At 59.2% G+C, this 13,048-nt stretch carries 12 protein-coding genes; 7 read left to right on the top strand and 5 right to left on the bottom strand.

Annotated features, from left to right (window positions below; translation table 11 throughout):
- A partial coding sequence (locus VB780_RS27155; RefSeq protein WP_323354318.1) for a COR domain-containing protein occupies positions 1-2,476 on the top strand: 2,476 nt, incomplete at its 5' end.
- Positions 2,477-2,550: 74 nt separating this feature from the next.
- Here the strand turns inward: VB780_RS27155 and VB780_RS27160 are convergent.
- The 4 genes from VB780_RS27160 to VB780_RS27175 all read right to left on the bottom strand — a co-directional run bounded on the left by VB780_RS27160 (position 2,551) and on the right by VB780_RS27175 (position 6,111).
- On the bottom strand, positions 2,551-2,922 hold the full coding sequence (locus VB780_RS27160; protein ID WP_323354319.1) for a nucleotidyltransferase family protein: 372 nt from the start codon (positions 2,920-2,922) through the stop codon (positions 2,551-2,553).
- 9 nt (positions 2,923-2,931) lie between these two features.
- Complete coding sequence (rodA, locus tag VB780_RS27165; protein WP_323354320.1) at positions 2,932-4,191, bottom strand: rod shape-determining protein RodA; 1,260 nt, start codon at positions 4,189-4,191, stop codon at positions 2,932-2,934.
- 104 nt (positions 4,192-4,295) lie between these two features.
- Positions 4,296-5,360, bottom strand: coding sequence for an Mrp/NBP35 family ATP-binding protein (locus tag VB780_RS27170; protein WP_323354321.1), 1,065 nt, complete (start codon positions 5,358-5,360; stop codon positions 4,296-4,298).
- Between the two features lie 220 nt (positions 5,361-5,580).
- On the bottom strand, positions 5,581-6,111 hold the full coding sequence (locus tag VB780_RS27175) for an SRPBCC family protein (RefSeq protein ID WP_323354322.1): 531 nt from the start codon (positions 6,109-6,111) through the stop codon (positions 5,581-5,583).
- A 377-nt stretch (positions 6,112-6,488) separates the two neighbouring features.
- On the opposite strand from VB780_RS27175, the gene hemF reads away from it, so the two are divergent.
- The 6 genes from hemF to VB780_RS27205 all read left to right on the top strand — a co-directional run bounded on the left by hemF (position 6,489) and on the right by VB780_RS27205 (position 12,392).
- The gene (gene hemF / locus VB780_RS27180; protein WP_323354323.1) at positions 6,489-7,532 is read left to right on the top strand and encodes an oxygen-dependent coproporphyrinogen oxidase; all 1,044 of its coding nucleotides are present in this window, start codon (positions 6,489-6,491) and stop codon (positions 7,530-7,532) included.
- Positions 7,533-7,827: 295 nt separating this feature from the next.
- Entirely contained in the window at positions 7,828-8,118 is a 291-nt protein-coding gene (locus VB780_RS27185; protein ID WP_323354324.1) for an HU family DNA-binding protein, read from the top strand.
- Positions 8,119-8,126: 8 nt separating this feature from the next.
- Positions 8,127-9,242: a threonine-phosphate decarboxylase CobD gene (gene cobD, locus VB780_RS27190; protein ID WP_323354325.1), complete on the top strand. Its 1,116-nt coding sequence runs from the start codon at positions 8,127-8,129 to the stop codon at positions 9,240-9,242.
- Between the two features lie 93 nt (positions 9,243-9,335).
- Positions 9,336-10,880, top strand: coding sequence for an ABC transporter ATP-binding protein (locus tag VB780_RS27195; RefSeq protein WP_323354326.1), 1,545 nt, complete (start codon positions 9,336-9,338; stop codon positions 10,878-10,880).
- A 111-nt stretch (positions 10,881-10,991) separates the two neighbouring features.
- Positions 10,992-11,474 carry a peptidoglycan-binding domain-containing protein gene (locus VB780_RS27200; RefSeq protein ID WP_323354327.1) on the top strand — a complete coding sequence of 161 codons (483 nt, stop codon included), beginning with the start codon at positions 10,992-10,994 and terminating at the stop codon, positions 11,472-11,474.
- 48 nt (positions 11,475-11,522) lie between these two features.
- Entirely contained in the window at positions 11,523-12,392 is an 870-nt protein-coding gene (locus tag VB780_RS27205; protein ID WP_323354328.1) for an arylamine N-acetyltransferase, read from the top strand.
- A gap of 33 nt (positions 12,393-12,425) precedes the next feature.
- On the opposite strand, the gene VB780_RS27210 is transcribed toward VB780_RS27205, so the two are convergent.
- Positions 12,426-12,992, bottom strand: a complete 567-nt coding sequence (locus VB780_RS27210) for an FKBP-type peptidyl-prolyl cis-trans isomerase (RefSeq protein ID WP_323354329.1) — start codon at positions 12,990-12,992, stop codon at positions 12,426-12,428.
- Positions 12,993-13,048 lie beyond the last annotated feature (56 nt).

Below are 13,048 nucleotides of genomic sequence, written 5' to 3' on the forward strand. Positions count from 1 at the left end.
CAACCTCAGCAATAACCGACTCAGCGGTCTGCCGGCGGAAGTTGCCCAGCTCACCAATCTATCTACGCTCGACCTCAGCAATAACCGACTCAGCAGTTTGCCGGCGGAAGTTGCCCAGCCCACCAATCTATCTACACTCGTCCTCAGCTGGAACCAACTCAGCGGTCTGCCGGCGGAAATTGCCCAGCTCACCAATCTATCTACGCTCGACCTCAGCAGGAACCGACTCGGCAGTTTGCCGGCGGAAATTGCCCAACTCACCAAGCTATATTGGCTCGAACTCAGCAGTAACCAACTTAGCGGTCTGCCAGCAGAAATTGCCCAGCTCACCAATCTATATTGGCTCGACCTCAGCGGGAACCAACTCAGCGGTCTGCCGGCGGAAATTACCCAACTCACCAATCTATCTACGCTCGACCTCAGCAATAACCAATTCAGCAGTCTGCCGGCGGAAATTGCCCAGCTCACCAGGCTATCTACGCTCGACCTCCGCAATAACCGACTCAGCAGTCTGCCGGCGGAAATTGCCCAGCTCACCAAGCTATCAAGGCTCGACCTCCGCGATAACCCATTGCCGATACCACCCGAAATTTTGAATAGGGTGGGAGAGCCTGCAACCATCATTAATTACTATCAGCAAAACTGCACCCAGCCGTCGCGCCCCCTCAACGAGGCCAAGGTGTTGCTAGTGGGCGAGGCCAAGGTGGGCAAGACCTCCCTCGTCAAGCGCCTAATCGAAGGCACCTTTGACCCCCACGAGCGCATGACCGAGGGCATCAACATCTCCGACTGGCCGATTCAGGCCAACAGCCAAACCGTAAAACTCAACCTGTGGGATTTTGGCGGCCAAGAGATCATGCACGCCACCCACCAGTTTTTTCTCACCAAGCGCAGCCTCTACCTGCTGGTGCTCAGCGCCCGCCAAGACGAAACCGCCAACCGAGTTGAGTACTGGCTCAAAATTATCCGCAGCTTTGGCGGCAATTCGCCCGTCGTTGTCGTCGGCAACCAGGTAGACCAAAAATCTCTCGACATCGACCGGCGCGGGCTCAAGAAAAAATATCCCAACATTGTTGGCTTTATCGAAACCTCTTGCAGCGACCTGGGCCACAAAGGCATTGACAAGCTCAAACAAGCCATTCAAAAGCAAATTGCCGAGCTGCCCCACGTCTTTGACCTGCTGCCCGAGACCTGGTTTGCCGTCAAAGCCCAGCTCGAAGCGCTCGATGCCGACTACATTGAGTATCACCAGTACCAACACATCTGCGCCAGCCAGCGGGTCACCGATGACCAAAGCCAAAAGACCCTGGTCGGCTTTTTGCACGACCTGGGCATCGCCCTCAACTTTCGCGACGACCCGCGCCTGCAACAAGACAGCGTGCTCAACCCCGAGTGGGTCACCAATGGCGTTTACTCTATTCTCAACGACAACGCTCTTATGACCGAGCACAAGGGCATTTTAGAGCGCTCGATGCTGCACCGCATTTTGCCCCCCCAGCGCTACCCCGCCGAAAAGCACCTGTTCATTCTCGACATCATGCGCAAATTTGAGCTGTGCTTCCCGCTCGAAGGGTACACCGACGATCGCTACCTGCTGCCCGACCTGCTCAGCAAAGAAGAACCCGAAACCGGCGACTGGAGTGATGCCCTACCCTTCCAGTACCACTACAACATTCTGCCCGGCAGCATTATTTCGCGCTTCATTGTGCGCATGAATCAGCTGATCTCAAAGCGTACCTACTGGCGCAACGGCGTAGTGCTTACCAAAGGCGGCTATAAAGCCCTGGTCAAAGCCGACAAAGAAGACCGCAAAATCTTTATTTGGGTGAGCGGCAACCCCAGCACCCGCCGCATTTTGCTAGAGAGCATCCGCGACCAGTTCGACTACATCCACCGCAGCATCCCTGGCATTGAGGTCGAAGAAAAAGTGCCCCTGCCCAGCCAGCCCGATGTTCTGGTTGACTACAAAAATCTGCTCGATATGGAAGCGATAAATGTGGAGGAATTTGTCCCCTCCGGCCTGCGCGAAAAGGTATCTGTACGCGACCTGCTGCAAGGGGTTGAAACCCCATTGGATCGCGAAAAACGTCTCGAAACTCGCCGAGATCTCGATCGCCGCTTTGAGCCGCCCCCGGTACCCCAGGGCGATCCTTCATCTGCTCCTGCTCCTGCTCCCCGGCCCCGTACCCCCTGGGGGTCTGGGTTGTTTTATCTGTTTGTGCTGGCGGTGGTGACGGGGCTGTTTGCTGTAGTTAGCCACTTTGTCGCTGGGTACCTACTGCCCGTGGTGATTATCGGCGCACTGCTGGCAATCGGCATTGTGGGTGCCTTTCAGCTCATGCAAGACGAGCGCTTTAGCGAAGCCAACTTTGTCACCCTCATTATCGAAGCCTATAAACGGTTGCCTTTACTGCGCGGCCAAGACAGCAAGAGCTTGCCATCCGCAGAAGAAACCAGCGAGACCGATGAAACCTAGGCAAAGAGCAACGTTAGCAACCTCACTGGAGCAAGCCTTGCTGTCAGTTCCTATCAGCAAGGGGATGACAATTTCTAAGAATAGACTGCTGATCTCTTCGCATAAATCACCTGAGCAGAGTCAAGAATAGCTGTGTGGCGAAGGGCGTTGAGGCTGGCTTGAATCCCCCGCTTGCTAATCAGATCTACTTTGCGATTGAACAATTGCTCTAGCTCCGCCTGCATATCAAAAAATTTGAACCCATAGCGGGCTGCGGGGTCGCTGACATAGAGCAAGTCAATGTCGCTAGGATTCTCACCATTGCGGCGAAAGTCATCGCGCAATACAGAGCCAAACAGAGACAGCTCCACAATCTGCCACTTTTCGCAAAACTGAGCGATCGCCTCTGGCGCTAGGTTCAAACGCCGGTAGATTTCATTCAATGAGGGTAGTGATGGAGCACTCATGCGATCGCCCTAATCCGTAAACTTCAGCCGATGGCGAAAGTTCGCCACCGACTCCACCATGCCCAGGGCAATAAAGTTCGTCAGCAGCGCCGATCGCCCGTAGCTCAGCCACGGCAGCGGAATCCCGGTAATCGGGGCCAGGCCCATCGTCATGCCAATATTGACCACCACCTGAAATACGATCATCGCCAGCACGCCAATCACCAGCAGCGAGCCAAAGTCATCCTTGGCATTTTGGGCAATAATCACCAGGCGAAAACAGATTAGCCAGTAGGCCGCAATGACGACCATCGACCCCACAAAGCCCCACTCTTCGCCCACCGCCGAAAAAATAAAGTCGGTGTGCTGCTCAGGAATGAAGCTGAGCTGAGTTTGGGTGCCCTGGCCTAGCCCCTGGCCCCAAAGCTTGCCCGCCCCAATGGCAATGCGCGACTGAATCAGGTGGTAGCCGCCCCCCAGCGGATCTTTGTCGGGGTCGAGAAACAGCACCAGACGATCCTTTTGGTAGTCTGCTAAAAGACCCCAAGCCACATCCCCCAGTTTGCCCGCCACCAGGTTGACTGCCGTGGCCACCACAGTGCTAAACCAGCGCCAGGGCAGCGTAAACCAGGCAATCAGCCCCATGGCCAGGCTCCACACCAGCCAGCCGGGCAGCACCAGGTGAAACATAATCGCCGCCACCAGGGGCGAAACAAACAGTACCAGCCAGCCGGGGTTGCAGTTAGCCCAGTAGAGCATCGCCAGGGTAATCGCCCCAAACACCAGCGAAGTACCAAGGTCGGGCTGAATAAAGACCAGCAGCCAGGGCAGCACAATGACGGCGATCGCACTGCCGACCCCCCAGAGAGTAGAGGCATCGCGGGCGCTGAGCATTGCCGCCAAGGTAATAATGATGCTCAGCTTGGCAAACTCCGAGGGCTGCACGTAAAAGCTGCCGACAGCAATCCAGCTCTGGGCACCCCCGCCCACGGTGCCAATAAACATCACTGCCACCAGCAGCAGATTGACCAGGCCATAGATAATCCACTGCCAGTTGAGCAGGTGCTCGTAGCGGCTGCGGGCCACCCACAGGGCCAGGCCCAGGCCAATCACCCCCAGCACGGCATGGTTTAAGCCATAGTGCGCGTTGACAGTATTGCGCTGAATACTGTGAATCACAATCGACCCAAAGCCGGTGAGCGCCACGGGTAGCGCCATCAGCACCCAATCGACGCCCTGCCAGCCCGCCGCCAGCGATCGCCACTGCTTTTGCGCGTCGGTTAAAAACATTGCCGTTGCCTACCAGTTCACCCAATTGATTATGACAAGGAGAAAGGGTTTCGGGATTCAGGTTTCGGGTCTACCTCTGAACCCCAAATCCCAAACCTCGCCGCCTAGGAGGCCAGCGCCGCCATCGACACTTTCGCCGCCACCTGCTGGGCCATGGCCCGCAGCGCCTTGGCCGATTCAGAATCAGGGTGTCGTACCACAATCGGGATGCCCGCATCGCCCCCCTCGCGCACCGCCATCTCTAGGGGAATGCAGCCCAGCACCGGCAGGTCTAGCTCTTTTGAGAGCAGCTCGCCGCCACCAGAGCCAAAGATGTCGTAGCGCTTCTCCGGCGCATCAGGGGGAATAAACACGCTCATGTTTTCGACAATGCCCAGCACTGGCACTTGCAGCTGCTGAAACATCTTCAGCCCCCGGCGGGCGTCGGAGATCGCCACCGACTGGGGGGTAGAGACAATCACGGCCCCGGCCATAGGCACCGCCTGGGCCAGGGTGAGCTGGGCATCGCCCGTGCCCGGCGGTAAGTCCACAATTAAATAGTCGAGCTCGCCCCACTCCACCTGGTAGAGAAACTGGCGAATGATGCCGTTGAGCATGGGGCCGCGCCAGATCACCGGCTGATCGCGATCGATCAAAAAGCCCATGGAGACCAGCTTGACGCCGTGGTTAAAGGCGGGTTCGAGCACTTCGCCCTGCTTCACCACCACCTGGGCATCGGCCAGGCCCATCATGATCGGCGCGTTGGGGCCGTAGATATCGGCATCGATCAGGCCGACCGAGGAGCCCATCTGGGCCAGGGAAACGGCCAGATTCACCGCCACGGTACTCTTGCCCACGCCCCCCTTGCCGCTGGAAACCGCAATGATATTTTTGACGCCGCCGATGCCAGTGCGATCGGGCAGGGCCTTTTGCTGAGGCGTTTCGGCGGTGACATCCACGTTGACCGTCTCAACTCCGGGGAGGGTGCGCACGGCCTTCTGGCAGTCTTCGACGATGAACTCCCGCAGCGGGCAGGCGGGGGTGGTCAGCACCAGGGTGAAGCTGACGGTGCTATCGGCGATCGCCACATCGCGAATCATATTGAGATCCACCAGGCTCTTTTGCAGCTCCGGGTCTTGCACCGGGCGCAGCACATCTAATACAGAAGCTTCGGAGAGGGTTTGGCTCATGGAGTTGAGGGAGTTGGGCCAGCGAAAGGGACGACATCTAGAAACTAGACGGTTGTAGCTAGACAGCTTTGAACCACCAACGCTTGGGGACAGTTGGCAATCCGTAGGGTGGGCACTGCCCACCACTGCTCATCTCGCAGATGACGAAATTGAGCAAACCATCCCCTAATCTTAAGCTGCCCCGTCCCCCCTTGAGCACAAGTGCTTAGGGTAGGCGGTGTTACCAAACCTGAAAGCGAGAATTCGGCCCATCGAGCAGATCGGGATGCTCAGCGGCTTCGGCCAGGGCCGAGGCCACCTTGGCAGCGTAGGGGCGCAGCAGCGACCAGGCCAGGGGCGACAGCCATCCCCGCAGGGTGACCGAGTAGGAAATCTGGGTGCCCCGCACGGTGGACTTGAGGTGGTAGGTGACCCGCTCTTCAAGGCCGGGTATGGGCAATACCCGCACGCTGATTAGCTCGTGGGGCTGCACCCGTTCCACAAAAATCTTCACTGGAATGGGGCAAATTTTGGTGAAGGCCCGATAGATTAAACCGGGCTTAGGCTTGAGACCCTGGGGCGCATTGGTGCTGGTCAGCAGCGGATGCCAGGAGACATCGGCCAGGTTCATAATCGTTTGCCAAAGAGTATCGACCGAGGCGGTGCTCACGGTCAGGTAAGACTTCTCCAGCTGCTGCTGCACCTGCACCCACCGATGGATCAGGTGTAGCAGGGTCAAAAAGGGGCGGGGAAAACGCTCAACGCTAAACATGGCCGCGCCCTCCATCGCTAGCCGACCAGGACTTTACCTGGAGACCATAGCGGATTAAGGCGGCTGGCAAATCGATCATGGGCGTTACGGGGGCAAAAAAGGCTGGACTAGGCCGAGCTGTCGTTACAGAACGTTGCGTTTCTAAACATTTTTCTCAACCTGGCGGATCAGGTTGGTGTTGGGTCGGGTTTCACGGTAGCGTGTGAAAACTGGGTACCGTGAATGGCGTTGCTTCAGGCCAAATTGCCTCCGGTTGCTATCGGGCAAAATGCAGGCAGCGGAAGAAAAAGATGGATCCGTAAGCTCCTGCGTAGGCCATTCTACAGTGTGACATATTCGACCCGGTGCCGACATAACATATTGTTTTCTCCACGCCCATGACCACCACCCCTGTATCTAAGCCCGCTGCTGCCAACACCGCACCCCCGGCAGACTCCCGCGATCGCGTCAGCGCCATGCTGAAGCAGCTCCAAGACAGCATTTGTCAAAAGCTAGAGGCTCTCGACGGCGGTGCCCAATTTCAGCAAGACGCCTGGGATCGGCCCGAGGGCGGCGGCGGGCGATCGCGCGTCATCAAGCAGGGCAAGATCTTTGAGCAGGGCGGCGTTAACTTTTCTGAAGTGTGGGGCGACCACCTGCCGCCGTCAATTTTGGTGCAGCGCCCCGAGGCGGCGGGCCATCGATTCTACGCCACCGGCACCTCCATGGTGCTGCACCCCCGCAACCCGTTCATTCCGACGGTGCACCTCAACTATCGCTACTTTGAGGCCGGCCCGGTGTGGTGGTTTGGCGGCGGCATTGACCTCACCCCCTATTACCCCTTCGACGAAGACGTGGTGCACTTTCACCAGACGCTGAAGGCGACCTGCGATCGCCACAACCCTGACTACTACAAGGTCTTTAAGCCCTGGTGCGACGAGTACTTCTACCTCAAGCACCGGGGCGAGACCCGGGGCGTGGGCGGCATTTTCTTTGACTACCAGGATGGTCAGGGCACGCTCTACCGCGGGCCTGACGCAGGCAAAGCCGCCGATCAGACTAGCCAGGGCATTGGCGAACTCCCCCCCCGCAGCTGGGATGACCTATTCAATTTTGCCGGCGACTGCGGCAATGCCTTCCTGCCCGCCTACGTGCCCATTGTGGAGCGTCGCCACAGTACGGAGTACAGCGACCACCAGCGGCAGTTTCAGCTCTATCGCCGGGGCCGCTACGTGGAGTTCAACCTGGTGTATGACCGGGGCACCATCTTTGGCCTGCAAACCAACGGGCGCACCGAGTCAATTTTGATGTCGCTACCCCCCTTGGTGCGTTGGGAATACGGCTACACCCCCGAGCCTGAGAGCCCTGAGGCCCGGTTGTACGAGGTATTTCTTACCCCCCAAGACTGGGTTAACTGGTCGGGTAGCCCTGCCGGCTCTTAGCCGGCCCAATCTCTGTATCCCTTGCTAGATAAGGCCTTTACTCAAAGCCCCAGGTCGCCGATCTTGAGCAACCTGGGGCTTTGAGCTGTTTAAATTTCTTAAAAAACCCCGGAATCCACATAAATTAAAGCTTTTGGCGATCCACTTTCCTAGGGATGCCCTTAGAATGGGGCAGTGAAATTCTGGATTGACAGGGGTTTCAGCCGTTTTGGCTGCCAGAGCCGTTGTACGAGCTCTGGGTCTATCGTCAGATTGCGGCTGCTATCCGAATGTTCTTTGCCCATAGGAGACAGTTATGAATAAAGCTGAACTCGTTGATAAGGTGGCTGAGAAAGCCTCTACCGGCGACAAGTCTATGACCAAAAAAGACGTAGACTCGGTGATTACAGCCACCATCGACGCCATTATGGAAGCCGTTGCTACAGGCGAAAAAGTCACCCTGGTAGGGTTTGGCTCCTTTGAGCGCCGCGAGCGCAAAGAGCGGGAAGGGCGCAACCCCAAAACCGGCGACACCATGGTGATTCCGGCGACCAAGGTACCGGCGTTTTCCGCTGGCAAACTGTTCAAAGAAAAGGTGGCCAAGTAACCACCCCCTTGACTCCCACACCTTCTGCTCCCACAGCTTCAATTCGACCTGTTCACGGGGGAAACCTGGTCTGGGCGGCGGCTGTCGCCAACTGTTCCCCCGATTCTCTTGTAGACTTTTCGGCCAGCATCAATCCCCTGGGGCCACCTGAGTCGGTGGCTTTGGCCCTGGCCGAGGCTCTGGGGCAGCTGCGCCACTACCCCGACCCCGACTACAGTGCCCTGCGCCAGGCCTTGGCCGACTATCACCGGGTGCCCGCCGACTGGGTGCTGCCGGGCAACGGGGCCGCCGAGCTGCTGACCTGGGCCGCTCGCGATCTGGCTGAGGGGCCTGCTCCGGTGGGCTGCCACCTGCTGACTCCGGCCTTTGGCGACTATGGCCGCGCCCTGGAAAGTTTTGGGGTGCCGGTTAACCCCTGGCCGCTTTCCCTAGGGAAAGTTACGGAGGACTGTCCCCTTCAAACCGCGATCCCCTGGCCTGAAGCTGAGGTAGCGGGCATCTTAATCAACAATCCCCACAACCCCACGGGTCGTCTGTGGAGCGTGGACAGCCTCAAGCCACTGCTCGATCGCGCCGACACCGTGATTGTGGATGAAGCCTTTATGGATTTTGTGCCGCCGAACCAGCAGCAGTCGTTAATCGGCGAACTCGATCGCTACCCAAATCTGGTGGTGCTCAGGTCGCTGACCAAGTTTTATACTCTGCCAGGCCTGCGTATTGGCTATGCCCTGGGCCACCCCGACCGGCTACACCGCTGGCAGCACTGGCGCGACCCCTGGCCGGTGAATACTCTGGCGGCGGTAGCGGCGATCGCAGCAGTTCAAGACAAGGCCTTTCAAACCCGCACCTGGGATTGGCTGCCCCCCGCCCGTACCGGACTGTTTGAAGGATTGCGGGCTATCCCTGGGCTGAAGCCCCTAGTCGGAGCCGCCAACTATTTGCTCGTGCGCACCACCCACCCCGCTCCAGCGCTGCAAGAGGCCGTGCTGCGCAGTCACCAGGTGCTGATTCGCGATTGTCTCAGTTTCCCTGAGCTGGGGGCAGACTACTTTCGGGTGGCGGTGCGCACCGCTGCCGAAAATGAGCGTTTGCTAACAGCCCTGGGGCAAGCTGTGGCAGTATGATGCCCCCAATCCTGAGAGATTGGGCCTAGAGCAAGTGATCCGTGAGTCCTGTTGGTTTCCCCGTAGCGATTTCCCGTCGAGCCTGAGCCGCCTATGACCACCGTTGCCCCGCCACTGCTGCACCTCAACCCGCCGCCCGAACTCAAGGTGGTGAATATGACCAAGCGGTTTGGCAGCCTGGTGGCCCTCGACGACATTACGCTTACCCTCAAACCGGGCACCTTCCACGGGCTGCTGGGGGAAAACGGAGCCGGTAAGAGCACGCTGGTGAAGTGCATCATGGGCTTCTATGCGCCCACCGCTGGGCAAATCTTGGTGGACAACGAGATCTACCCGATCAAAAGTCCCAAGGATGCCCACGGCTGCGGCATTGGCATGGTGTACCAGCACTTCACCTCGGTACCCGCCATGACCGTGGCCGAAAACCTGGTGCTCAGCCGCTACGATCGCGCCCAGGTAATCAACTGGAAGCAAGAATACGCCGCCCTGCGCACCTTTATGGAGCGATCGCCCTTTCAGGTTGACCTCGATGTGCCCGTGGGCCAGCTGGCGGCGGGGCAAAAGCAAAAGCTCGAAATTCTCAAGCAGCTCTACCTGCAAAGCCGCATTTTGATTCTCGATGAGCCCACCTCGGTGCTCACCCCCAACGAGGCCGACGAGGTGCTGGGGCTGCTGCGCCAGGAGGTGCAGGCCGGTCACCTCAGCGTGCTGCTGATCACCCACAAGTTTCGCGAAGTGCTGGCCTTTACCGACGAGGTGACGGTGCTGCGCAAGGGGCACCTGGCGGGCCACGGGGCTGTGGCCGACCTGACCGTAGCCGACATGGCCCGGATGATGCTGGGGGCCGAGCGGGCCACCAAAGCGGTCGATAAAACCCCGATTGCGGATCGCCATCCGGTGCTGACGGTGCACGGGCTAGGAGCCCTCAAAGACAACGGCCTATCTGCCTTTGGCCCCCTCGACCTGACGGTGAACAGCGGCGAGATTGTCGGCATTGCCGGAGTCTCGGGCAACGGCCAGCGGGAGCTGGTGGAGGCGCTGGCGGGACAGCGATCGCCCACCCACGGCCACATCGAGGTCAACGGCGACCCCTACCGCGCCACCCGAGGAGAAATGTATAGCCACGGTGTCTGCACCCTGCCCGAGGAACCCCTGCGCAACGCCTGCGTGCCTGGGATGTCCGTAGCCGAAAACATGGCCCTGCGCACCTTCGATCGTCCCCCCCAGGCTCGGGGTCGGCTGTGGCTCATGCTCAGGGCCATCCGCGAGGCCGCCGTGGAGCTAATCGCGGCGTTTTCCGTCAAGACTCCCTCCCCGGATACCCCGATCCAAAATCTGTCGGGGGGCAACGTGCAGCGGGCGGTGCTGGCGCGGGAACTGTCCTCCCCCGATGTCAAGCTGCTGATTGCCGCCAATCCCTGCTTTGGCCTCGATTTTCAGGCTGTAGACCAGATTCACAACGCCCTGGTGGAGGCCCGCAACCGGGGGGTGGCGGTGCTGCTGGTGAGCGAAGACCTCGACGAGCTGCTGGCCCTAGGCGATCGCATTTTGGTGATTAGCGAAGGGCAGTTTGTCTACGAGAGCGCCGTTGAGCAGGCCAATATTGCCGACATCGGCCACAAGATGGCTGGCCACTAGCGGCATTGGGGGTTTCCCCCCTCGTGGAGCCGGTCTAGCAGCGGGTAAACTACAGATCTAGCTTTGATTGCATGCTTTGTTGACACCGTACCAACACAGGCGAGTCAGACCATGGGTGAACCCTTAACGCAGCAAATTCCAGGCATTGCCGACGCCGACTGTCTGGCTCTAGTGCAAGAATACTGCCGTCTGGCCGCCCTCCCCAGCCTGAGCGATGCCGAGAGCCAGCGCCTCGACGAGCTGCTGGCTCTGGCCGAAGCCGATGGCCGCCTCGACTTTTGGATCAACGAAGCCGACCACTTTATCGACCACGCCATTGGCCTGGGCAGCGCCACGCGGGTTTACGCCTCGGTCAACGAAAATCTCAAGGCGCGGCTGCGCGAACTGCTCGACCTCACCCACAGTGGCCAGCCCAGCGAGAAAGTCCTAGAGCTGCTCGAAGAGCTGGATGAAAGCCTGACCGAGGGCGCTCGCCAGGTGCAGCAGCAGCTGGCCAAACGCGGCTATGACCCTGGCCGAGTAGACGGGGTAACGGGGCCTAAAACCCAGCGCGCCCTGCGAGACTTCCAACGATCTAAGGATTCTGGCCGCTGAGGTCAGCCCCAGGAGGTCTGGTTTTGAACTGCTTTGGGAGCGACGCTAATGCCACGACAGTCCCGCGACAGTGCAGAGCCAGCGGTGCTCGATCTAGCGGCCTATTTTGAGCGCATTGGCTATGGCAGTGCTGACGGAGCCTCCCAGGCTGGGTATCCCGCGCCTACCCTCGAAACCCTCCGAGCCATTCACCGGGACCACACCCGCACCATTGCCTTCGAAAACCTCAGTTCCTTTTTCCACCAGCCCGTCTCCCTAGGGTTGGGCGATCTACAGCAGAAGCTGATTCGCGACCAGCGGGGAGGCTACTGTTTTGAGCAAAATCTGCTGCTGCGATCGGTGCTCGCGGCCCTGGGCTTTCAGGTCACAAATCTGGCCGCCCGCGTGCGGTGGAATCTGCCAGAGAGTACCATCACCCCCCGCAGCCACATGCTGCTGAAAGTAGATATTGACGACGTACCCTATATTGCCGACGTGGGCTTTGGCGGGCTAACGGTACCAGAACCGCTGGCGCTGGTACCGGAGGTTTCTCAACCCACTACCCACGAGTTTTATCGCCTGACGCTGGTGGGGCAAACCTACTGCCTCGAAGCCCAGCTCAACCAGCTGTGGAAACCGCTGTACTGTTTTGACCTGCAAGAGCAGCAGCGCTGCGACTACGAGGTCAGCAATTGGCATGTGTCAACTCATCCTCAGTCGCTGTTTGTCAACGCGCTGATTGCGGCCCGACCTGGGGATGGCTGTCGCTACTCCCTGCTCAACAACCAGTTAACCACCCGCTACCTGGACGGGCGATCGGAGAAGCGACTGCTGACCACCGCCACCGACCTGCACGATGCGTTGAGCGATCGCTTTGGCCTGCGGGTGCCCGCCACCCTGGATCTACAACAAGCCCTAGAACGCTTCGCGACATCCTAGGGCTTGTTCAGGAAAATCTGCGTCGGGCTATAGCTAGCCGATGCGCAGCAGTTCCACATCAAACAGCAGCGTGGCGTTGGGCGGAATTACGCCCCCAGCGCCCCGGCTGCCGTAGCCCAGCTCCGAGGGAATCACCAGCTTGCGCTGGCCGCCTACCCGCATGGTGCCAACCCCTTCATCCCAGCCTTTGATCACCTGGCCCACCCCAATTTGAAAGGTAAAGGGGCGACCGCGATCGCGGGAGCTGTCGAACTTGGTACCGTCTTCGAGGGTGCCAGTGTAGTGCACCGTAACCCGCTGCCCTGGCTGGGGCATGGCCCCCGTGCCTTCGACAACGTCAACGTACTGTAGGCCAGAGTCGGTGGTCACTAGCGTCTCTTCAGGCATCATAGTCGAGGCATCCTCATCGGCAGGAACTAGATCAGCGGCAGCCTGGGCAACCTGGGTGACGGGCTCGGCTAGGGCCACAGCTTCTTCGGCGATCTGGGCTGTTTCCAGGTTTGAGGCCATGGCCTCGGGTTGGGGGCTGGTAAATTGAGCCAGCAGCAGCACTGCACAGCAGGCCGCTAAGACTCCCAGGCTAATTAAAATTTCTCGCACGGCGGATCTCCCATCGCAGCTTAGACCCTACCGATCATATCGCCTTGAGTGGCCCT

Origin of the sequence: Leptolyngbya sp. CCNP1308, from assembly GCF_034932455.1 — a bacterium.
Lineage (GTDB): Bacteria > Cyanobacteriota > Cyanobacteriia > Phormidesmidales > Phormidesmidaceae > Nodosilinea.